Source organism: Leucobacter viscericola (genome assembly GCF_011299575.1).
Taxonomy (GTDB): domain Bacteria; phylum Actinomycetota; class Actinomycetes; order Actinomycetales; family Microbacteriaceae; genus Leucobacter; species Leucobacter viscericola.
In genome coordinates, this window is sequence record NZ_CP049863.1 from 1,310,469 (window position 1) to 1,331,434 (window position 20,966).

General features: G+C 63.2%; 20 protein-coding genes. 14 read left to right on the forward strand and 6 right to left on the reverse strand.

Features of this window, described 5'->3' with window-relative positions; all coding sequences use genetic code 11:
• Nucleotides 1–16 precede the first annotated feature (16 nt).
• Entirely contained in the window at nt 17–1,432 is a 1,416-nt protein-coding gene (locus G7068_RS06020) for an MFS transporter (RefSeq protein WP_166290235.1), read from the forward strand.
• Nucleotides 1,429–2,913 (forward strand): pyridoxal phosphate-dependent decarboxylase family protein, encoded by a 1,485-nt coding sequence (locus G7068_RS06025; RefSeq protein WP_166290237.1) that lies wholly within the window; start codon nt 1,429–1,431, stop codon nt 2,911–2,913. The genes G7068_RS06020 and G7068_RS06025 overlap by 4 nt, the downstream gene beginning before the upstream one ends.
• Here G7068_RS06025 and G7068_RS06030 read toward each other — a convergent pair.
• Nucleotides 2,910–3,941 carry a 4-hydroxy-3-methylbut-2-enyl diphosphate reductase gene (locus G7068_RS06030; RefSeq protein ID WP_166293029.1) on the reverse strand — a complete coding sequence of 344 codons (1,032 nt, stop codon included), beginning with the start codon at nt 3,939–3,941 and terminating at the stop codon, nt 2,910–2,912. The two genes, G7068_RS06025 and G7068_RS06030, sit on opposite strands and share 4 nt — an antisense overlap.
• A 189-nt stretch (nt 3,942–4,130) precedes the next feature.
• Between G7068_RS06030 and xseA the strand changes: the two genes are divergently transcribed.
• The 6 genes from xseA (at nt 4,131) to G7068_RS06060 (ending at nt 9,209) form a co-directional block, all read left to right on the forward strand.
• Nucleotides 4,131–5,342: an exodeoxyribonuclease VII large subunit gene (gene xseA, locus G7068_RS06035; protein WP_166290239.1), complete on the forward strand. Its 1,212-nt coding sequence runs from the start codon at nt 4,131–4,133 to the stop codon at nt 5,340–5,342.
• A 165-nt stretch (nt 5,343–5,507) separates the two neighbouring features.
• Nucleotides 5,508–5,741 carry an exodeoxyribonuclease VII small subunit gene (locus G7068_RS06040; RefSeq protein WP_166290241.1) on the forward strand — a complete coding sequence of 78 codons (234 nt, stop codon included), beginning with the start codon at nt 5,508–5,510 and terminating at the stop codon, nt 5,739–5,741.
• A 2-nt stretch (nt 5,742–5,743) separates the two neighbouring features.
• Entirely contained in the window at nt 5,744–6,454 is a 711-nt protein-coding gene (locus G7068_RS06045) for a DUF4245 family protein (protein ID WP_166290243.1), read from the forward strand.
• Nucleotides 6,451–7,137 carry a carbonic anhydrase gene (locus tag G7068_RS06050; protein WP_166290245.1) on the forward strand — a complete coding sequence of 229 codons (687 nt, stop codon included), beginning with the start codon at nt 6,451–6,453 and terminating at the stop codon, nt 7,135–7,137. Before G7068_RS06045 ends, G7068_RS06050 begins: the two co-directional genes overlap by 4 nt.
• Before the next feature lie 70 nt (nt 7,138–7,207).
• On the forward strand, nt 7,208–8,614 hold the full coding sequence (locus G7068_RS06055) for a class II fumarate hydratase (RefSeq protein WP_425280496.1): 1,407 nt from the start codon (nt 7,208–7,210) through the stop codon (nt 8,612–8,614).
• Nucleotides 8,615–8,726: 112 nt separating this feature from the next.
• Nucleotides 8,727–9,209, forward strand: coding sequence for a tetratricopeptide repeat protein (locus tag G7068_RS06060; RefSeq protein WP_166290249.1), 483 nt, complete (start codon nt 8,727–8,729; stop codon nt 9,207–9,209).
• A 112-nt stretch (nt 9,210–9,321) separates the two neighbouring features.
• On the opposite strand, the gene G7068_RS06065 is transcribed toward G7068_RS06060, so the two are convergent.
• Together G7068_RS06065 and phoH2 are read right to left on the reverse strand one after the other, a co-directional pair.
• Nucleotides 9,322–10,482 (reverse strand): acyl-CoA dehydrogenase family protein, encoded by a 1,161-nt coding sequence (locus G7068_RS06065; protein ID WP_166290251.1) that lies wholly within the window; start codon nt 10,480–10,482, stop codon nt 9,322–9,324.
• A gap of 271 nt (nt 10,483–10,753) precedes the next feature.
• Nucleotides 10,754–12,079: an RNA 5'-3' helicase PhoH2 gene (gene phoH2, locus G7068_RS06070; protein WP_166293030.1), complete on the reverse strand. Its 1,326-nt coding sequence runs from the start codon at nt 12,077–12,079 to the stop codon at nt 10,754–10,756.
• Between the two features lie 459 nt (nt 12,080–12,538).
• Here phoH2 and G7068_RS06075 point away from each other — a divergent pair, with 459 nt between their 5' ends.
• The 6 genes from G7068_RS06075 (at nt 12,539) to G7068_RS06100 (ending at nt 18,460) form a co-directional block, all read left to right on the forward strand.
• On the forward strand, nt 12,539–13,603 hold the full coding sequence (locus tag G7068_RS06075) for a BMP family ABC transporter substrate-binding protein (RefSeq protein WP_166290253.1): 1,065 nt from the start codon (nt 12,539–12,541) through the stop codon (nt 13,601–13,603).
• Nucleotides 13,604–13,692: 89 nt separating this feature from the next.
• Nucleotides 13,693–15,270, forward strand: a complete 1,578-nt coding sequence (locus G7068_RS06080; protein WP_166290255.1) for an ABC transporter ATP-binding protein — start codon at nt 13,693–13,695, stop codon at nt 15,268–15,270.
• The gene (locus G7068_RS06085; RefSeq protein WP_166290257.1) at nt 15,267–16,472 is read left to right on the forward strand and encodes an ABC transporter permease; all 1,206 of its coding nucleotides are present in this window, start codon (nt 15,267–15,269) and stop codon (nt 16,470–16,472) included. Before G7068_RS06080 ends, G7068_RS06085 begins: the two co-directional genes overlap by 4 nt.
• Entirely contained in the window at nt 16,469–17,383 is a 915-nt protein-coding gene (locus G7068_RS06090) for an ABC transporter permease (RefSeq protein ID WP_166290259.1), read from the forward strand. Before G7068_RS06085 ends, G7068_RS06090 begins: the two co-directional genes overlap by 4 nt.
• Nucleotides 17,380–17,841, forward strand: a complete 462-nt coding sequence (locus G7068_RS06095) for a cupin domain-containing protein (protein WP_166290261.1) — start codon at nt 17,380–17,382, stop codon at nt 17,839–17,841. The genes G7068_RS06090 and G7068_RS06095 overlap by 4 nt, the downstream gene beginning before the upstream one ends.
• A 46-nt stretch (nt 17,842–17,887) precedes the next feature.
• Nucleotides 17,888–18,460, forward strand: coding sequence for a TetR/AcrR family transcriptional regulator (locus tag G7068_RS06100; protein ID WP_166290263.1), 573 nt, complete (start codon nt 17,888–17,890; stop codon nt 18,458–18,460).
• Nucleotides 18,461–18,467: 7 nt separating this feature from the next.
• Here G7068_RS06100 and G7068_RS06105 read toward each other — a convergent pair whose 3' ends face one another.
• Genes G7068_RS06105 through G7068_RS06115 form a run of 3 tightly spaced genes read right to left on the reverse strand, consistent with a single transcriptional unit; the run spans nt 18,468 to nt 20,964 of the window.
• Complete coding sequence (locus G7068_RS06105) at nt 18,468–19,469, reverse strand: CPBP family intramembrane glutamic endopeptidase (protein WP_166290265.1); 1,002 nt, start codon at nt 19,467–19,469, stop codon at nt 18,468–18,470.
• On the reverse strand, nt 19,466–20,563 hold the full coding sequence (locus G7068_RS06110; protein WP_166290267.1) for a DUF1648 domain-containing protein: 1,098 nt from the start codon (nt 20,561–20,563) through the stop codon (nt 19,466–19,468). Before G7068_RS06110 ends, G7068_RS06105 begins: the two co-directional genes overlap by 4 nt.
• Nucleotides 20,560–20,964, reverse strand: coding sequence for a GntR family transcriptional regulator (locus tag G7068_RS06115; RefSeq protein ID WP_166290269.1), 405 nt, complete (start codon nt 20,962–20,964; stop codon nt 20,560–20,562). The genes G7068_RS06110 and G7068_RS06115 overlap by 4 nt, the downstream gene beginning before the upstream one ends.
• Nucleotides 20,965–20,966 lie beyond the last annotated feature (2 nt).

Consider the following 20,966-nt stretch of genomic DNA (forward strand, 5'->3'; position numbering starts at 1 on the left):
GCACTACGCTGAACCCATGAATTCATCGTCGAGTTCCTCCGTACCTAATCGTGAGGCATCGTCAGCGGAAGAGCCAGATAGGCTCCCCCGCAAGACGGTCGTGCGCTATGCCGCAGGCTCTCTTGGCACGGGCGGCTTCGCAACGCTCCCGGGCCTCGTGCTGGTCTACTACCTCACGGACTCACTCGGGGTCACGGCACTGCTCGCGGGTGTCATTGTGACGGGAGCAAAACTCTGGGACGTGCTCATCGCCCCGGCCATCGGCGGACTGAGCGATCGTTCGCTGGCTCGCACCGGGTCACGACGCGGCCCCATGCTCGTCGGGGCTATCGGGCTACCCCTCGCGTTTGTACTCACGTTTGCGGTGCCCCACGGGCTCTCCCCCGGGCTCTCTGCAACCTGGGTGCTCGTTGCCTTTGTCGCCGCTGCCACATTTTTCAGCCTGTTCCAGGTGCCGTACATCGCACTTCCCGCCGAGCTCACAACGGGTTACCGCGAGCGCACCCGTTTGCTCTCGTGGCGCGTTGTGGTTCTCACCCTCGCGATCCTGCTGTTTGGCGCGGGTGGACCCGAGATCCGCGGACTCTTTCCAGACGATCCACTTCTCGGCTACCTCGTCATGGCCATTGCGGCCGCTGCGGTTCTTGCAACTGGGCTACTCATCGCGACAACAATCGCTCCGCGAGGATTGCCAGAGAATGTGCTCCGCGATGCCCCAGGCGTGTTTTCGCTCGAGCATTACCGCGAGGGCATCTCGACGTTACGCGAGAGCCAAGCGTTCCGCGCGCTGCTTGCAACGTTCATGCTGCAGGGACTCGCAACCGGCCTGATGCTCGCGGGCGCTCAGTTTGTTGCGCGATGGGTACTTCAAGACGAGGGCGCGGTTACGATCCTGTTCATCTCACTCATCGCCCCCGCCGTGTTATTCGCTCCGCTCTGGCGCTGGATCGCGGACCGCCTGGGCAAAGAGCGCGCGTTTCGTATTGCGAGCCTGCTCTTTCTCATCGGCGCCGTCGCGCTCACCGGCATGCTGTGGGCGCCTGGCTGGTGGATCGTCGGCCCCGTAGCGCTCGCGGGCGCTGCTTACGCCGGCATGCAAACGCTGCCCATGGCCATGCTGCCAGACGTGATTAGCGTTGATGCTGACCGACCGAATTCGGATCGCGGATCGCGCGCCGGTGTCTTTGGCGGCGTCTGGACAGCCGGTGAAACAGCCGCAATGGCCCTCGGAGCCACCGTGCTCACGATTGTGCTGGCACTCACTGGATACATCGAGTCGACGGTCGGTACGACCGTCGTTCAACCCGCCGCCGCAATCGCTGGGATCTCGCTGTCGTTCAGCCTGCTGCCCGCCGGATTGATGCTAATCAGTCTGCTCACACTCAACCGCTACAAACTGCGCGAACACGACCTTTCGGAGAAAATCGTATGAACTCGTCTGAGGTACTCGTCCGACTCAAGGAGCTTCGCAAGCTCGATGCCCCCACCCACGGCGGCAAGGTGTTGGCCTATGTGTACGACTCGGGGCTGAGCGAACTCGACGAGCTTGCTGAGGCTGCCGCGGCAATCGCGCGGCCGCTGAACGGTCTAGACCCTACAACTTTCCCGTCGATTGCGGCAATGGAGCGCGATCTGGTCCGCTTCGCCCGACACGCGTTCCACGGCAGCCGCTCCGGTCTCGGGCCACGAGTAGTTGGCAGCATCACGAGCGGAGGCACCGAGAGTTGTCTGCTCGCGGTTAAAACGGCTCGGGATCTGTGGCGTGCGAAAGATCCGCGTCGCAAGCACGCCCGACCCCGCCTCGTAACAGCGGTGACAGCTCACGCGGCTTTCCAGAAGGCGGCCAGCGCGTTCGACCTCGATTGGGATCCCGTGCCGTGCCAGGCTGACGGCAGCGTGCGCGCTGAAGACATGATTCGACACCTCGGCGATGACGTTGCCCTTGTGGTTGTGTCGGCTCCCGCTTACCCGAGCGGTGCGCTCGATCCGATCCGCGAGGTGGCCACCGCCGCCGCATCCCGCGGCATCTCTTGCCATGTTGATGCCTGTTTTGGGGGCTTCGCACTGCCCTGGTGGCCGGGGGCTCCCGCCTGGGATTTCCGCGTCTCGGGAGTGACCAGCATTTCGGCCGATCTCCACAAGTACGGCTATGCCCCAAAGGGCACCTCGGTGTTGCTGCATCGCGGTCGAGATCGCCATCGCAAGCAGTTTTTTGCCACCACTCGCTGGCCCGGATACCCCGTTGTGAACCCAACGCTCCTCGGGTCTCGATCCGCGTCTCCACTCGCCGCAGCGTGGGCCATCACACAGCACCTCGGCACCAGAGGGTACGCGGAGTTGACGGCCGCGTGCGTGCGCGCGACAGAGGGGATCAGGCAAGCGGTCGCAGAGATTCCAGGGCTCGCGGTGCAGGGTGATCCTGTTGGGCCCGCACTCTCGCTCATCGCTGATGTGAGCGCACCCGAGCATCTGCAAGTCGACCCGCATCATCTCGCTGACGAGGTCGCACGGCACGGATTCAAGATCCAGCACCAGCCGGGGCTTCACCAAACTGACGGCCCCGACCTGCCGCACAGTGCGCACCTGACGATCACTCCGGTGACGGAGCGCTCGCTGACAGAACTTGTCACAGCCCTCAAGGATTCGGCCGACGTGGTTCGGGGCCGTGCGCAGGCGAATCCGTGGCTCGAACTAGCGGCGCTAAGGCTGCTGGGTTACGGGAAAAGCGGCCGCGTACCGGGCCCCGCAATGGCCTGGACAATCTTGCAGGTTGCCGGGGCCGGAGGTGCCGCGAAGGGCAAATCACTGCCCGGCAATATGGCACCGCTCATGGCTCTCGTTGAGAGGCTGCCCGCCCCTGTTGCGGAGGCGCTGCTGACCGAGCTGCTCGCGAGGGTTTCTGAGCCTCGCTAGCGCACACGCCCGCCGAGGGCGCGCTCATCGCGCTTGCCGTTGACGTCTTGGCGCAGCTCTTTCGGCAGCGAGAAGACAAGGTCTTCCTCTGCGGTGACGGTCGCGCGCACATCGGAGTAACCAGCGTCGGCGAGATCGTCAAGTAGCTCCTGCACGAGCACCTCTGGAACCGACGCGCCACTGGTCACACCGACCGTGCGCACACCATCAAGCCACTCCTGCTTGACCTCGTTTGCAAAGTCAACACGGTAGGCGGCCTTCGCCCCGTACTCAAGCGCGACCTCTTTCAGGCGCACTGAGTTGGAGGAGTTTGAGGATCCGACCACCAGCACCAGATCAGCCTGCGGTGCGATCTTCTTGATTGCGACCTGGCGGTTCTGGGTGGCGTAGCAGATGTCGTCACTCGGCGGATCTTGCAGGTTCGGGAAGCGCTCGCGCAGACGCCGCACGGTCTCCATGGTCTCGTCGACCGAAAGTGTAGTTTGCGAGAGCCAGACGAGCTTGTCAGGATCTTGCACCTCAAGGGTGTCGACGTCTTCGGGAGAGTTCACGATGGTGATGTGGTTCGGGGCTTCGCCAGCGGTACCCTCAACCTCTTCGTGGCCCTCGTGGCCGATCAGCAAGATCTCCATGTCTTGCTTCGCGAAGCGCACGGCCTCGCGGTGCACCTTGGTGACGAGCGGGCAGGTCGCGTCGATGGCGTGCAGGTGGCGATCCTCGGCCGCGGCAACCACCGCCGGCGAAACACCGTGGGCGGAAAACACGACGTTTGCACCCTCGGGCACCTCGTCGACTTCCTCAACAAAGATGGCGCCCATGTCTTCGAGCGTGCGCACGACGTGAACATTGTGCACGATTTGCTTGCGCACATAGACGGGAGCACCGAAGCGGTCAAGCGCCTTCTCCACGGCAACCACGGCGCGATCCACCCCGGCGCAGTAACCGCGGGGGGCAGCAAGCAGCACCTGCTTGGTGCCCTCAACCGGCAGATCTTTAAGCCTGCCAACTTCGCGGCGCAGACGCGGCATCGCGAGACTCACAACGGGCGCACCAATCGTGCGCTGATTTTGCCCCGAGTGCTGAGTAGCGATTAGTTCCTCAGACCCAGCGAGTTGCGTTTCACCCATGCGCCCAGTTTACGTCGTGACCTCTGGGAGACACCGCATAGTGGCTTCTCTTGCAGGGTGCGCGTCGACCGGTGCCGGTAGTGTCGAAGCATGGTTGATACCTCGAATGCACCAGCAACCCGCGAGACACCGTGGCCGGTCGCAGTCATGAGCGAAAAGATCGCCGCCTGGATCGAGCGTCTCGGCATGGTCTGGATCGAGGGTGAGGTCACTCAATGGCAGCTGCGTGGCGGCCACGTCTACGGCAAGCTCAAAGACCTCACGCAAGACGCGACCGTGAGCTTCACTGTGTGGCGCTCTGTCACGCAAAAACTGACCAGCGAGTTTGCGCAGGGCGATCGGGTGATTGCCCTCGTCAAACCTAACTTCTGGGTCAAGGGTGGTTCGCTCACCGTGCAGGTGTTTGAACTCTCGCACGTCGGTCTCGGCGAGCTGCTCGAGCGGTTGGAACGGCTGCGTCGACAGCTGCAGCAGGAGGGTCTCTTTGATGCCTCCCGAAAGAAGCCACTTCCTTTCTTGCCCGGTCGCATCGGTCTCGTCACGGGCCGCGACTCCGACGCAGAGAAAGACGTGATTCGCAACGCGACTCTGCGCTGGCCCGGGGTGCAGTTCAAGGTGCACTACTCGGCAGTACAGGGGGATCGCGCAGCGGCCGAGGTCGCGGCGGGCATTGAGGCGCTGGATCAGGATCCCTCGATTGATGTCATCATCGTGGCGCGTGGCGGTGGCGATTTCCAGAATCTGCTGCCCTTCAGCGACGAACGCGTGGTGCGAGCTGCGAGCGCGGCGACGACTCCCCTCGTGAGCGCCATTGGCCACGAGGCCGATCGCCCACTGCTCGACGAGGTCGCGGATCTGCGCGCCTCGACGCCGACCGATGCTGCAAAGCGAGTTGTGCCCGATGTTGGCGAGGAGCTCGCTGGTCTGGATCAGGCGAGGGCCCGCATGAGTTCGCGGCTCGGCCAGTACCTGCAGCACGAGACCGACCGTCTCTCGCAGTTGCGCGGGCGCCCGGTGCTCGCAAACCCCAACCGCCTCATTGACGAGCGAGCTGAAGATCTCGTGCGCTGGATCGCGCGCGGCACCGAACTCGCGGATCGCAGTGTTGAGGATCGCGCCGTTTCGCTCGCTGAGACGCGCGCCCGCCTCAACGCACTCTCCCCGCGGGCCACACTTGAGCGCGGCTACGCCATCGCTCAGCTCGCAGACGGCGAAGTGCTGCGCGATCCTGAACAGGCAGCTGCGGGATCCGAGATTAAGTTGTCCCTCGCGGGCGGAAAGCTCGCGGCCCGGGCGGAGTGACCTGCCCCTGAACCTCCTACCCACTGCCCCTGCCCCCCCTACATGTCAGCCGGTGTTGGCACACCAGCCGGTCGAAGACCGCAGTTTCAAACCGGCTGAGTGGCCAGCACCGGCTGACACGCCAGCTGAGGCCACCCCTCAAACAAGGCGGGTAGACTGATCCTCATGTCTGAAGCCCTCCAGGATCCCGCCGAGCTCAGCTACGAGCAGGCACGCGACGAGCTCGTACAGGTGGTTGGTCGCCTTGAGCAGGGCGGCACCACCCTTGAAGAGTCACTGCAGCTGTGGGAGCGCGGCGAGGCACTCGCTGCCCGCTGCGAGGAGTGGTTGCTCGGTGCTCGACAGCGACTCGAGGCAGCTCGCCAGGGCGTTACCGGTGAGAACGAGGCTCAGAACTAACAATGGCAAAGAAACAGAAGCCCCCGACAATCGTCGCAGAGCTCGGCAGGCCCGAAACCAAGGCCGAGACCGCGGCACGCAAGGCGACAGACTCCTTCAACTACCGGCAGCGCAAGACCGTCAACAACCTGGTCTTTTCGCTGATTGTCACCCTCGGTGTTGTTCTCGTCATCTTCCTCGCGGTGCCGCAGGGCAAGGGACACTTCGAAGATCAGGCGCTCGACGTCAAGACGCTGGCGGCCGAGGCCTCTCCGACCGCCGGACGCACGCTGGTTGCACCCGAGGTTCCGAAGGCCTGGAAGGCGAAGCAGGCGCGACTTCTGCAGTCTGACGACGTGAACTACTGGAAGATCACGTACACCACCGTCGACGAGGCCACCGGCCAGGAGGCCTACGCCTCCGTCGTTCAGGCGTTTACCTCTGATGGGTCGCCCGTCGATGACGCCTGGGTCTCGGAGCAGTTTGAGCGACAGGAGCCGACGGGTTCCGAGCAGCTTGCCGGAATCGACTGGGTCGTCTTTGACCACCCCGAACTCAGCCCCGACAACAGCAACGTTGTCTTTGCGCTCCAGGGAACCTGGAAGGGCGACGCGATCCTCGTGTCTGGCACAGACACACCGGCAACTCTGCGCCTTCTCGCGATCGACGCCATAAAATCACTGGAGTCGGGATCTGCGGATGCGACAACCGAACCCACCAAGGAGGCATCGTGACCAGTCCCCGAGTGACCCCTCAGCAGGCGTGGGACGCGCTTGCTGCTGGGAACGCGCGCTTCATCAAGGGTGGGCCCCAGCATCCGCGGCAAGACGTCGAGCGCCGCAATGAACTGGCGACCGTGCAGAAGCCTGATGCCGCTCTGTTTGGTTGCTCTGACTCACGTCTGGCCGCGGAGATCATCTTCGACGCTGGTCTCGGCGACCTTTTTGTGGCGCGCAACATGGGGCACGTTGTTGCCGAGTCAATCACCGCGTCAATGGAGTACGCCGTCGTAAACCTCGGGGCCGCAATTATTGTGGTGCTCGCCCACGACTCCTGCGGCGCCGTTGCCGCCTCGATCGACCAGATGACGAAGGATCCCACGCCCGTTCCGCTCGCGGTTGGCAACACGCTTGAGCCGATCCTGCCCGCCGTGCAGCGCCTCTGGATGCGCGAGAATCGCAACACCCCGTACGTCGACAGCACGCTCATCGATGCCGACGCAGTTGGTCGCGTTCACCTCGACAACACGGTGAACGCACTGCTGCGAAGCTCACGCATCATCAGCGACGCCGTCGCAAACGGCACCCTCGGTGTTGTTGGCTGCCAGTATCGCCTCGCAGAGGGACGCGCCGTTCCGGTGAGTGCGGTCGGGCCACTCGACATCGCTGAAGATACAAAGCCTGCCCCCATTCTCTAATTTCCACCGTTGTATCCCGCCGTCAACCTGCGCGAAGCCGCAGGACCCAACATCGAACCGAAGGATGATTGTGACTGAAGAAATCGAGTACCGCATCGAGCACGACACGATGGGTGAGGTTCGAGTACCGAAGAGCGCGCTCTATGCAGCACAGACCCAGCGCGCCGTCGAGAACTTCCCTATTTCGGGCAAGGGCCTGGAGCCCGCGCAGATCGTTGCACTCGCTCGCATTAAGCGCGCGGCTGCCATTGCGAACGCTGAGCTCGGGATCCTCGACGCCGACATTAGCAAGGCCATCGTTGCGGCCGCCGACGAGATCATCGGTGGTGCACACCACGACCAGTTCCCGGTGGACACCTACCAGACCGGTTCAGGCACCTCCTCGAACATGAACATGAACGAGGTGCTCGCGACCCTCGCAACCAAGCACCTCGGTGCACCGGTTCACCCGAACGACCACGTGAACGCCTCGCAGTCCTCGAACGATGTGTTCCCCACGTCCGTTCACATTGCTGTCACCGGCGCGCTCATCGAGCAGCTCGTGCCTTCGCTCACCCACCTCGCAGAGGCGTTTGAGGTCAAGGCTGAGCTGTGGAAGACCGCTGTGAAGCCGGGTCGCACGCACCTCATGGATGCAACCCCCGTCACGCTCGGCCAGGAGTTCGGTGGCTTCGCCGCGCAGATTCGCTACGGCATCGAGCGCGTGCAGGCTGCGCTCCCCCGCGTTGCAGAGGTTCCCCAGGGCGGCACCGCCGTTGGCACCGGCATCAACACTCCCCTCGGCTTCCCCGAAAAGGTCATCGCTGAGATCGCTGCTTCCAGCGGTCTGCCCATCACCGAGGCTCGCGATCACTTCGAGGCGCAGGCGAACCGCGACGGTCTCGTTGAGGCATCGGGCGCGCTGCGCACCATCGCGGTGTCGCTCACCAAGATCAACAACGACCTGCGCTGGATGGCGTCGGGTCCCAACACCGGCCTCGGCGAACTGCACATCCCCGATCTGCAGCCCGGATCCTCGATCATGCCCGGCAAGGTGAACCCCGTTGTTCCCGAGGCCGTGCTGATGGTGTGCGCGCGGGTTATCGGCAACGACGCAACAATCGCGTGGGGCGGCGCTTCGGGCTCCTTCGAGCTCAACGTGCAGATCCCCGTTATGGGCACCGCGCTGCTCGAGTCGATCCGCCTGATGTCGAACGCAACGCGTGTGCTGGCAGACAAGACCGTTGCCGGTCTTGAGGCCAACGTGGATCGTGCAGCGGCTCTGGCGGGCATGAGCCCGTCGACCGTCACCCCTCTAAACCGCCTCATCGGTTACGAGGCCGCCGCGAAGATCGCCAAGCACTCGGTCGCCAAGGGCATCACCGTTCGCGAGGCAGTGATCGATCTCGGTTACGTCGAGCGCGGCGAGGTCAGCGAGGCAGACCTCGACAAGGCACTCGACCTGCTCTCGATGACCCACCCGGGTGTCGCAAAGTAGTTAGCCCTTCGCCCATACCTCTGCATTTGCGGGTCAGTTTCTGGCACTAAACCGCGTTTTAGTGCCAGAAACTGACCCGCAAATCTTGGGATGTACGTACGAAAGTTAAACCATGGGTGAATCCCTCAACTGGCAAGAGCGCATCGATGCGGTGTGGAACGATTCCGAGGCATCAGCCGACGAAGTGATCGCGCGGATCACGGAGCTGGTTTCAGAGCTGCCCGCTGACGATCCCCGCGGGCCGTTCGAGTTGGGTGGTGCCTACGACTCCGCCGGCTTCGAAGCCGAGGCCGCCGGGCACTACGCCCGTGCCGTCGAGCTTGGCCTCAGCGGCTCGGCCCGCGCCGAACTTGATATTCAGTACGCCTCAACGCTGCGCAATCTCGGCCGCGCAGATGAGGCGGTCGCAATGCTTCGCGATTCTCAGCGGGATCCCGCACTTGGAGCATCACCCGAGGCGTTCCTCGCCCTCGCGCTGCACTCGTCGGGCAAACCCGACGATGCACTCGCGGTCGCGCTCGAAGCGCTAATCCCGTTCCTTCCGCGCTACGAGCGCTCGCTTCGCGGGTATGTCTCAGAATTGCGCACGAACTAACACCCCGACTTCCTTCCCTTACCGAAGATTTCCGGGTCAGTTTCTGGTACTAAATCGCTGTTTAGTACCAGAAACTGACCCGCAAATCATTGGGCAGGCCTGGGACGGGACCTCAATCGGCGAGAGACCCGCGCACCGTCCTCGCCAGCGCCGAGGCCGATGAAGGGTGGAAGAGCCCGGCGAGCACGTCGCGGTAGAGGCGCGCGAGCTCGGAGTCGGCCTGGAACCCGCGCGAGCCCGCAAAGCGCATCGCGACGTCGACAGCGCTGCGAGCCTCATCACACACTTGATTCCGCGCTGCGGCGAGCGCTAAGAACCAGTCCTCGCGCTCACTCACACTGTCGACATCGCGCGCCAACAGCGTGAGTGCGTCGAGTGAGCGACGGTGATCCAGTACGGCCGAGGTGAGTCGTGATGCGAGTTCGGGATCGTCGAGCCGGATCCCCTCCCCGCCCGCACCAGGCCGGTTTGCCGCCTGTCGCGCCAGTTCGAGTGCCCGATCCGCGATCCCCGCGTACACCGAGGCGGTCAGAATCGAGAACGAAGAGAAGATCGCGAGCACGAGCGGGTCGCTGCCGTCGAACGGAGTTATCTTCGCTGCAACGTCCTCGGGCAGGATCCGCACTCCCTCGAGTTTGGTGTTCCAGCTCTGGGTCGCGCGCATGCCAAGTGGGTTCCATACACCCGGGTGCTCGATGGTTCCCTCTTCGAGCTCGCCACCGTCGCGGCGCACAAACCCAAATACCAGGTAAGGATCAGCCCCCGCTTCTTCGCAGCGCGCGTGCAGCCCGAGCCGCGTCCACACCGGTGAGAGCGTGGTGAAGACCTTGGTGCCCGAGACCCGAAAACCGCCCTCGGCATCTGGCTCGGCGGTCGAGAACGCGTCCAGCAGCACAGCCTCGTTGCCGGCCTCAGAGATCCCGAACGCAAACACCTCACCCGCAACGGCGTCGCGCAGCACCCAGTCGAGTGTGCCAATGCCGCGCTCGTGTAAGAAGCGGGCAACCTGCACCCACACCAAGTGCATATTGACGCCGAGTGCGGTTGCCGGAGCAAACGAAGCGAGTCGACGCTGGCACCGCACGAGAGTCTCGAGCGAGATCCCGGATCCGCCCAACTCTCCAGGCACCACCGCAGAGAGGTAGCCGCTTTCGCGAAGCTCGGCGAAGTCCTCTGCAAAGAATCGATTGTCACTGTCGTAACCGGCAGCTCGCTCTCGAAACCGCTCGAGCAGCGAGGTTGGCAGGATCTCTTCGGGGCTTAGCTGAGTCACCCCTTCAGCCTACGCCCGCGATCCTGATTCTGAACTAGCCGCACCCCCGGCACCACCCGCCGAACTCGTTCAACGCGACTCGCTCTGACTCGACCAGACCCAATCCCGCTCTTCCGCCCACCTAAATAGCTTGTACCCACCTAACCAGCACGCGGTTTAGGTGGGCACAAGTCAATAAGGTGGGCACTCGCCAGGGCTTATCCGACCCCGAATCACACCTGCGGTGGGTACCCAACCAGGGCACCCACCGCAGGCAGCGACCAATCCGAAACTACGGCGTATCAAGCAACTCCGTCACCAGCGCCGCAATCTCGCTGCGCTCCGACCTCGTCAGGGTGACGTGCCCGAAGAGCGAGTGTCCCTTCAGCTTCTCGATCACCGCGGCGATGCCGTCGTAGCGGCCAACCCGCAGGTTGTCGCGCTGAGCGACATCGTGGGTCAGGATCACCCGAGAGTTTTGCCCGATCCTGCTCAACATGGTGAGCAGCACCCCACGCTCAAGCGATTGCGCCTCGTCGACGATCACGAATGCATCGTGCAGGGATCGTCCGCGAATGTGCGTGAGCGGCAGCACCTCGATCATGTCTCGCGCCATCACCTCGTCAAGCACGTTCTCCGAGACGATCGAGCCGAGGGTGTCGAACACGGCCTGAGCCCACGGGTTCATCTTCTCTTGGGAATCACCGGGCAGGTATCCGAGCTCCTGCCCACCCACCGCGTAGAGCGGCCGGAACACCATAATCTTGCGGTGCTGTCGCCGTTCAAGCACCGCCTCAAGACCCGCGGCGAGCGCGAGCGCTGACTTGCCGGTGCCAGCGCTGCCGCCGAGCGAAACGATGCCGACCCGGGTATCAAGCAGCAGGTCAATCGCGAGACGCTGCTCGGCGCTGCGGCCGGTCAGCCCGAATACCTCACGGTCACCGCGCACGAGGTGCAGTGAAGTCTCACCGTCGACCCGGCCGAGAGCGGAACCCCGAGGTGAGGTCAGGATCAGTCCCGTGCCGAGAGGCAGAGAATCCAGGCCTGAAACATCTTCCAGCCGATCCTCTTCCCACAGCACCCGCATCTGCTCCTCGTCGAGCTCGAGCGATTCGGTTCCCGTGTAGCTGTCGTCGCGGGCCATCTCGGCCCGGTACTCTTCAGAGCCAAGTCCAAGCGCGGCAGCCTTCAGACGCATCGGCAGATCCTTCGAGACAACCGTCACGTCGAGTCCCTCGGCTGCCAGGTTCTGGGCAACCGCCAAGATCCGGGTGTCGTTGTCCCCGAGCCGCATGCCACTCGGCAGCGTATCGACGCTGCTGTGGTTCAGTTCGACCCGAACGGTGCCGCCCTCTTCGCCAACCGCAACGGGAAGGTCGAGCCTCAAATGTTCAGCGCGCAGTTGGTCGAGTATCCGCAGCGCTCGGCGAGCGAAGTAGCCGATCTCTGGGTCGTGCCGTTTCTTCTCCAGCTCCATCAGCACAACAACGGGCAGCACAACCGAGTGCTCAGCGAAGCGGAAGAGTGCCGCCGGATCGCTGAGAAGCACCGAAGTGTCAAGCACGTAACTGCGTTGCCCCTGATGAACATTGGTGGCGCGCTCTGAGTCGCCTGCGATACTGAACTTGGGTTTTTGGGTGTTGGCCACGATGGCTCCTTCGGCTGACCAAGGCTTCAGGTTGAAGCCCTGACGGCTTCAGCGGTTAACTCCCCCAAAAGCGGTTGTTTGCCTTTGAGTGACCCTCCCGCTCGTCGGGCACCCTGCCCGATACCACACACCGTACGCCGCAATCCCTGAGGCTTGTCTAGTGACACGCTCTGATTGTTATGAACGTCACACTTCGGTCACGTGAACGACACATTTCCAGAGCTTGCCGACAGATCACACTTCGAGGCTAATGAATGCCCACAATTCCGATATTCTTGGGACGGTGGCGCAGCAGCTGGGGATGCCTACACTGGCGGTTCCAGGTGCGAGCGGTGAGAATGGGTGAAGTTCATCCGTTCTCGGCGCGCCGTTAGATCGATCTCATCTTCGAGCTCAACACAAACACAGTCCCTTCCGAAAGGTACGCACATGTTCTTCACCAAGCGTCGCGCTCGCGCGGCACTCATCGCGGGCGCCGCAGCTGCTGCTCTGCTGCTCACGTCATGCGCCAGCGGCAACAGCGGGAGCGACAACGGGTCAAGCGACGCTGATGGCCCGAGCTTCATCTACATCACGAGCGATCCGATCGGCCAGAACGAGTTTCTGAAGTCGGGCAAGATCGGCATCGACAACGTTGCCAAGGAGTTCGACGGCACCTCGAAGACCTACGAGTCCAAGGACGAGGCGACCCGTCGCGCAAACCTTGAAGCAGCAATCGCCGAGGCTCCCGAGGTAGTTGTGATGCTGGGCTTCCAGTTCCAGGACGTCGCGAAAGAGCTTGCTGAGCAGAACCCCTCGCAGAAGTTCCTGCTGATTGACGCCGCTGTCAAGGACGCACCCGACAACCTGTACCAGGCGACCTTCCGCGAGCAGGAGCCCTCCTACCTGCTGGGTGTTGAGGCTGGCATGCTCACCAAGGCAAACAAGGTTGGATCGGTCATCTCGCTCGATATCCCACTGCTCAAGAAGTACTCCGACGGCTTCGCCGAGGGCGCCAAGAGCGTCAACCCCAAGGTTGACGCGGTGGCACCGCAGGTCATCGGCGGCAGCGGCGATCCCTTCGCTGATCCCGCACGTGGCAAGGAGCAGGCCCTCGCGTTTGCCGCAACCGGCGTTGACCAGGTCTTCGCAGTTGGCGCTGCGTCGAACGGTGGCATCATGGAGGCCGCCACTGAGAAGGGCTTCTCCGCCTACGGCGTTGACGCGAACCAGTGCCCGATGGCTCCCGGCTTTGTCGTTGACGGCAGCATCAAGTCCGTCGACAAGGTCGTCGAGACCGTCGTAGGCGAGATCATGGACGGCAAGTCCGCCAAAGACGCGACCACTTCGTTCGGCCTGAAGGAGAAGGGCATGACTGTTGTCAGCCTCACCGACAACGCGGCCGATTCACAGTGCACCGTCATGGAGAACGCTGACGTGTTGAAGAAGGTCAAAGAGACCCGCGACGACATCGTGAGCGGCAAGATCAAGGTCACTGACCCCACCGCCGAATAGGCATTTCCGCCGGAGTCGCAGGATCCACAAGCCGTGGGTGCTGCGACTCCGGCGGTTTCGTAATCGTCTGGAAGTATGAAGGAGTGAGCATGGCCGCCGAGGTTTCCATGCGCGGGATCACCAAGCGGTTCCCCGGGGTGCTCGCAAACGACAGCGTCGACTTTGAGGTTGAATCGGGTGAGATTCACGCCCTGATGGGTGAAAACGGAGCGGGCAAGTCGATTCTGATGTCGATCCTTGCCGGGGTCTACCAGCCCGAAGAGGGCGAGATCCTCATCCGCGGTGAGCGCCAAACGCTCGCCTCACCACTCGATGCCATCAACGTCGGCATCGGCATGGTGTTCCAGTCGTTCAAGCTGTTCCCCTCACTCACCATCGCGGAGAACGTTGTGTTTCGCCGCGAACCCACGAAGCGTGGCCTCATCGACCGAGCCGCAGCGAACCGCAAAGTCGCGGAGATCGCTGAGCAGTATGGTCTCGCCGTTGATCCCGCCGCTCGCGTCGACTCCGTTCCCGTCGGTGTGCTGCAGCGCGTCGAGATTATCAAGGCGCTCTACCGCGAAGCCCGCGTACTCATCCTCGATGAGCCAACCGCGGTACTGACCCCGCAAGAAACCGACCGGCTCTTCGACGTGCTGCGCGCGCTCAAGGCTGACGGTCGCACAATCATTCTCATCACCCACAAGCTCAACGAGGTCATGGCAATCTCGGATCGCGTAACGGTGCTGCGTGATGGCCGCAACGTGGCCCAGCTTGTCACCGCCGACAGCTCGCCAGAAGAGATCACCCGCCACATGACGGGCAGGCACGTCGACCTCACGACACCACCACCAGCGCAGCAGCCAGGCCAGGTTGTGCTCGACGCCCGCGAGCTCACCGTTCCCGGCTCGGGCGAGCGTAACGCCGTCGCTGAGGCAAGCCTCACCGTGCGATCGGGCGAGATCGTCGGTATTGCGGGCGTCGCTGGCAACGGCCAGGTCGAGCTCGCCGAGGCGATTATCGGCATGCGCCGCACGACCTCGGGCAGCGTGCGCATCGGAGATGTGGATCTCAGCCACTCTTCCATCGCGCAGCGCCGTGACGGCGGCATCGCCTACATCCCTGAGGATCGCCACGCTATTGGCAGCGCGGGAACCGCCGATGCGATCGACAACCTCGCGCTCGGCCACCACCGCAAGGCGCCAATCATGAGCCACGGCCTGCTCGCACGCGGCGCCATGCTCGAACACGCGAAGCGCCTCATCAAACGCTTCGGTGTGAAGATCGCGTCCCCCTCGACCCCGGTTGGCACGCTCTCGGGAGGCAACCTGCAGAAGGTCGTCGTCGCTCGCGAACTCGACTACAAGTCGCCACTGCTCATCGCTGAGCAGCCGACCCGAGGCGTCGACATTGGCGCTATCGAAGCGATTCACCGTGAGCTCTGCGAGTACCGCGACAACGGCGGCGCACTCCTGCTTATTTCGGCAGAGCTGAGCGAAATCATGTCACTGTCATCACGCATCCTCGTGATGTTCGAGGGCAGGATCGTCGCCGAGGTTCCGAAAGCGGAAGCCACTGAGGCGCTTCTCGGACTGTACATGGCCGGTCACGAGCCCGAAGAACGCCACCGAGCCAGTGCTTTTGCGCCGCTCACCAACGGCACCACGCAGAAGGGGGACGCGCTGTGAGCGCACTGCACCGCATCGGACGCTGGTTCATGGGGCCGATCCCCATCTCCGTCCTCCTCGCGCTACTGATCGGCGCGTGTTTCATGCTGGTCGCGGGTGTGGATCCGCTCAGCGGCTACTCCGCGATGCTCAAGGGCTCCTTCGGCAGTGGTGCGGGTCTCGCAAACACCCTGCAGCGCGCGATCCCGATCATCGGTATGGGCATCGCTATTGCGGTGGCCTTCCGCGCGGGTGTACTCAACCTGGGTGTTGAGGGCCAGGCAGGGCTCGGAGCACTCGCTGGCGGAATCGTCGCGATCTATGTGCCCGGCCCCGCGATCCTGATCGTGCCTCTCGCGTTTATCGTTGCAATTGCCACGGGTGCTGCCTGGGGCCTGCTCGCGGGTCTGCTGCAAAACCTGTGGGGCGTGCCGGTACTGCTTTCAACGCTGCTGCTGAACTACCCCGCGCGCTACTTCGCCTCGTGGATGATTCGCTTCGAGCTCAACGCAAAAGACACCGACATGGTGGCGAGTGACCAGGTGCGGCCCGAGGTGCAGCTCTCGATGCTGGTGCCGCGCGACTCCGCCTTCGCTGAAACCCTGCGCAACTCCCTCGGCCCGACAAACCCCATTACCGCGATACTGACCGGCGTCAACTGGTCGCTCGTTATTGTGATTCTCGTGGTGCTCGGCGCGATTTTCATGAACCGCCGCACCCGCTTCGGCTTCGAGTCGGGGCTCAGCGGCCAAAACCCCGAGTTCGTGCGCTACAGCGGCGTTAAGCCGGGCCCGCTCGTGCTGCGCACGATGGCACTCTCGGGTGGTCTTGCCGGCATGTTCGGCCTCATGGTCATCATCGGGGCCCCGAACACTCGCCTCATCGAGGGCGCGTTCATTCAAACGAACTACGCCTGGACGGCGCTGCTCGTCACGCTTCTGGCTCTGTACCGGCCGGTTGGCATTGTGATCGCGGGCCTCTTCTTCGCGGCAATCATGGTCGGCAGTGACGCGATGGGACGCGAGCTTGGGCTCTCCCCGCAGATTGCAGCGGTGATTCAGGCCCTCGTCATTATTCTGCTGGCCTTCCGGGTGACGATCCCCTGGCTGCGCAAACGGAAGTCAAAAGCCTCGGACGATCCGCCCTTCGCAGAACCCGAGCATCTGTCAGATCCACGACTCGCGGTCGTAGAAACAAACACGTCAAAGGAGTCAGAACGATGAACTTCTTGGAACTGTTTGATCAGGATCTCATCTCTTCAGTGCTGCGCGCGCTCATTCCGATCCTGCTCGCCGCACTCGGCGGCATGCTCGCGGAGCGCGTTGGTATCTTCAACATTGGTCTTGAGGGCATGATTCTTGTCGGCGCCTTTTCGGGTGTCGCCGCGTCGTTCTTCACGAACAACTGGCTCGTCGGCACCATCGTCGCGATGATCTGCGGTGCCCTCTTCTCGCTGATCCTCGGGTATGGCGCGGTGTATCGCAAGGGTGATCCCATTGTGCTCGCGATCGCGATGAACATTCTCGCGGTCGGCATGACGAGCTTCTTGATCGTTGCGATGTTTGGTGTGCAGGGTGTGTTCCAGGACCCGGGCATCGACGGCATCCCAGTGTGGCGCATTCCGGTTCTCGCCGATATTCCGTGGATCGGGGCACTGTTCGCGCTGACTCCGCTCGGCTACCTGGCGCTGATCCTGGTGCCCGTGCTGTGGGTTGTGCTGTTCCGCACACCGCTCGGCATGCGCCTGCGCGGCGTCGGCGAACGGCCGCTCGCGGCCGCAACGATGGGTGTCAACCCGCAGCACTACCAGCTCGGGGCCGTGATCGCTTCGGGCGCTCTGGCTGGCCTGGGCGGCGCGCAGCTTGCACTCGGCAACGTGGTGCAGTTCACTGAAAACATGTCGGCAGGACGCGGCTGGATCGCGGTTGTTGCCGTAATGCTCGCGCGTGCGCACCCGGTTGGTGTGCTCGGGGCGGCCCTGCTCTTTGGCTTCATCGATGCGATCGGGTTCCGCTTGCAGTCGTTCGGTCTCCCGCAGCAGCTCACTGACGCGGGCCCCTACGTTGTGACGTTGCTAGTGCTCATCGTGTTGAGCTCTCGCCTGCGTAAGACCCGCGACGCGGTGCTCACGTGATCGAGCTTCCCGCCGAGGCGGCCCGCTGGGTCCAGCATCTCGGTCTTGAGCCGCTCGAACACGAGGGCGGCCTCTTCCGCCAGATGCATCTCGACGAGCACTCAAGCGCAATCTATTACCTGCTCGCCTCGCCAGACTTCTCGGCGCTGCACTCGCTCAGCTCAACCGAGGTGTATCACTGGTACGCGGGCTCCCCGCTCGAGCTGCTATTGCTGCACCCCGACGGGCGCTCCGAGGTCAAGGTGCTCGGCCCCGACCTCGATGCCGGCCAATTGCCACAACTGGTGGTGCCGCCAGACGTGATGCAGGGATCCTCGCCCCAATCTGACTGGACCCTCATCGGAACAACCATGTCGCCTCCCTTCCAGTGGGACGGCTTCAAACTCGGCGAACGGGACGCCCTCCAGTCGCAGTTCCCCGCGCAGGCGGATCGCATCCTTACACTCACGAGGGCCTGAACGTAACCCCTCACAAGTAAAAAATCTAAGGGCTAAGGTAATCAACATGACCGACGCAAGAATTGTCAGAACCCGTGCTGCCCTGCACTCATCTATCACTGACCTCGCCGCCCACAAGCCAGTCCCAACCATCACGGTTTCAGAGCTCGCGGTCCGCGCGGGGATCAACCGCGTGACCTTTTACAAGCACTACGCTTCCCCAGCGGAGGCACTGATCGCCGCTCTCGGAAGTGAGCTCGACACCGCGCGCGAGCACTTCGTTTCGGATGCCTCAGATTCCGCGGTCAGTACCGTTGCCACGACCATTCGTCTGGTGCTCGACCACGTTGATCGCCACCGCGCGCTCTACCAGTTGGCCATCAACACCCCAGAAGACGGTGTTGTGCCAAACCTGCTCGCGGACCACTTCACCGGTTCACTGCAGCAGTACCTCGCGGAACACCCCGAACTGACCCCACCAAACCCCGAGGTCGACGTGACCATCGCCGTGCGATTCTTCGCGCACGGACTCGTTGGCGCCATCAAGGCATGGATTCAGGAGGGCAGCACGGACCGCACGGCGTTCATCGCAACGGTCCTGTCGTACTCCCCCGAGTGGATGTTCCCGACGGACGACTAACCCGCCGTTACCCCGCTACGACCCGAGGCTTCGCTGTGAGGGCCGGTTCCTTTCGAAACTGGCCCGTCAGCAGCAGCACAAGCACAATAATCGCGATGACGATCCAGCCAGCGACCCCGAGTGGGCTCGCGAGTGCCGGGTCAATCGGCGCACCCGCTGCCGAGAGCAGAATAACAAGCGAACCGGATGCGTTCAGCGCCCCGTGGGCAAACACCGCGGGCCAGACGGATCCGGTGCGCAAGCGTGACCACCCGAGCAGCACTCCCCAGGCGACACAGCCAACGGTCATGAGTGCGACGCCGCGCCAGTCGGTCAAACCGAAGTTGTAGCCGAGCAGGATCACGGGCGAGTGCCACAGCCCCCAGATCACACCCGAGAGAATCAGTGCGGGCCACACCCTAAGCGGTCTGAGCGCCGGCAAGAGCCACCCGCGCCACCCGATCTCTTCTCCCGCCGCAAACACGGAATTGAAGATCGCACCAAACGGAATCGCAATCAGCTGCGCCGCCACAAGGACGCCGATTGGGGGCAGTGGTGTGCTGCCCTCCGGCAGCGACCCCTTCAGCGTTTCCGCGAACGCTGAGAAGTGAACGAGGTCAAGTGTGACCCAACCGAACAGGGCTGCGATCGCGACCGAGAGCCCCACAACAATGACCGGCACGAAGATTGCGGCCACCGTAAACCACACGACCCGCTTCGCCGGTCGGAGCGGCCAGATGCCGAGAAACTGCAGGCGCGTGCCCTTTGTCGGAACGCGCATCACAAACGTGGCGATCAGCGCGGCGACCGTGGGGGTAAACATCATGACCGAGGCGAGCAGCGAAAGCATGAGGGGGAAGGCCGGGTTATCGGTGCCCATCATCCAAAGTGGGGTGGCAACCAGCCAGGCCAGCGCGAAGGCAACGACCACAAACACGGCAACCGCACCCCAGGGAACTCGTTGGAGTCGGTCGGGGCGATCCTGAACGATGCCGGGCGTATGCTCCACGAGAGGTGTCTCATTGGTCATTTCTTCTCCCCTTTCTCCGGCAGCTTCGCTGCTGCTTTGGCGGCGGCCGCGAGCAACGCAGCCCCGGTCTCTGCGTCGTCGACCGTAATGGCAAAGTCGCGCCCGCTCTTACGTGTCACTGCGATTCCCTCGCCCGTTCGCATCACGATCCCAAACTTGCCCGGCACCCAGCGCATGCCCAAGCCACCGAACTCTGCGAACGGCGAAATCTCGACCGCGGCGACACGAGCAATGTCTGTGGCTGGCACACGAACCGTCGGCCATCCCATAATGGATCGGGCCTCGAGCCCTGTTTCATCTATGCGCACGCGGAACCAGCAGGTCGCGGCAAACAACACCGCCAGCACAAGCAATAGCACCGCCATTCCCCACCACCCAGGTGTGCCCGTGGCGTACATCAGCACAAGGCTAGCGGCGATCACCGCGAGCGTACCGAAGATAAGCCATACGAGCCCCTTGGACGGACGAACCTCTCCAAACCAGAACCCTCGCTCCGATTCTTCGAGGGGCAGCGGCTCACTATCATCCTCGATCGGCCGCTCAATGCGCACGCGAGGCTGCAAGAAATAGGCCGCGAGCCCTGCAGCGATACCGATCCCAAACCCAATCGGCATCGCCCACGGCGCGGGAGCCGCGTCCCGCGCGTCGGCCATATCCAGCTGCGGAACCAGCGACAGTAAGACCCCCAGCTGTACCACCGTCACGGCACCCAGAATGATGGAAGGGAATGCTCGATTCGAGGCGCCCCAGACCGCAGACCCGGGTTTCTGCAGGCTTTGCACACCTTGCAACAGGGACATGGCTGTCAGAACCAAGCTCACTAAGAAAATGCCTATGGCGTTGGTCCACGGTGAACCGAACCCGTCGGCCACACCCCCAATGTTCCAGTGGGTGGGAGCGGGGTCAGGCATGCGCGGCATCCAGAGAATCTGCGTCAGAGCCCCGAGCACGGTGATTGCGAGAGGCAAGAAGAAACCCACGACTCTGGCAGCCCTGCGGGCACGCTTGAGCTCTTGAAGTTGAGGAGCACTCAGCAAGTTTTTGTGTTCGGCGTTGGAACCCTTGCTCACCCGGCTCTCTCCGTTGTCGTTCATGCGGCGGTTCCTTCCGTTATGTCTCCGACTTGTGGTGTGGTTGCATGCGGTGCTGCCGCGGACCCTGCAATCAGGGCGGCAAGCGCGTCCGGCGAAACCCCGAGCGCTGCGGCCCGAGTTACCAGCGACTGCACTTCAACCCGCAGCTCGGCAATCGCCCCCGCGGCCTGGGTGACCACGGCGCCACGGCGCCGCTTCAAATCGATGAGCCCCTCATCGCGTAGCAGCTGGTACGCGCGCAGCACAGTGTGCACGTTGATGCCGAGGGCAGCAGCCACTTCCCTGGCGGGAGGAAGCACGGACCCCGGTGTGATGCGCCCCAGCGAGATGTCGGTCCGCACCGAGTCAGCGATCTGGGCATAGATTGCCCGTTCGCTCGCTTCGTCTACTCGGATCAGCATTC

Excerpts from the sequence above, each read along its gene's own strand:
- G7068_RS06075 (WP_166290253.1), top strand. The coding sequence starts at position 12,539 with ATGTTCTTCACCAAGCGTCGCGCTCGCGCGGCACTCATCGCGGGCGCC.
- G7068_RS06115 (WP_166290269.1), bottom strand. The coding sequence starts at position 20,964 with ATGCTGATCCGAGTAGACGAAGCGAGCGAACGGGCAATCTATGCCCAG.
- G7068_RS06110 (WP_166290267.1), bottom strand. The coding sequence starts at position 20,563 with ATGAACGACAACGGAGAGAGCCGGGTGAGCAAGGGTTCCAACGCCGAA.
- G7068_RS06105 (WP_166290265.1), bottom strand. The coding sequence starts at position 19,469 with ATGACCAATGAGACACCTCTCGTGGAGCATACGCCCGGCATCGTTCAG.
- xseA (WP_166290239.1), top strand. The coding sequence starts at position 4,131 with ATGGTTGATACCTCGAATGCACCAGCAACCCGCGAGACACCGTGGCCG.
- G7068_RS06025 (WP_166290237.1), top strand. The coding sequence starts at position 1,429 with ATGAACTCGTCTGAGGTACTCGTCCGACTCAAGGAGCTTCGCAAGCTC.
- G7068_RS06020 (WP_166290235.1), top strand. The coding sequence starts at position 17 with ATGAATTCATCGTCGAGTTCCTCCGTACCTAATCGTGAGGCATCGTCA.
- G7068_RS06100 (WP_166290263.1), top strand. The coding sequence starts at position 17,888 with ATGACCGACGCAAGAATTGTCAGAACCCGTGCTGCCCTGCACTCATCT.
- G7068_RS06040 (WP_166290241.1), top strand. The coding sequence starts at position 5,508 with ATGTCTGAAGCCCTCCAGGATCCCGCCGAGCTCAGCTACGAGCAGGCA.
- G7068_RS06030 (WP_166293029.1), bottom strand. The coding sequence starts at position 3,941 with ATGCCGCGTCTGCGCCGCGAAGTTGGCAGGCTTAAAGATCTGCCGGTT.
- G7068_RS06090 (WP_166290259.1), top strand. The coding sequence starts at position 16,469 with ATGAACTTCTTGGAACTGTTTGATCAGGATCTCATCTCTTCAGTGCTG.
- G7068_RS06060 (WP_166290249.1), top strand. The coding sequence starts at position 8,727 with ATGGGTGAATCCCTCAACTGGCAAGAGCGCATCGATGCGGTGTGGAAC.
- G7068_RS06045 (WP_166290243.1), top strand. The coding sequence starts at position 5,744 with ATGGCAAAGAAACAGAAGCCCCCGACAATCGTCGCAGAGCTCGGCAGG.
- G7068_RS06080 (WP_166290255.1), top strand. The coding sequence starts at position 13,693 with ATGGCCGCCGAGGTTTCCATGCGCGGGATCACCAAGCGGTTCCCCGGG.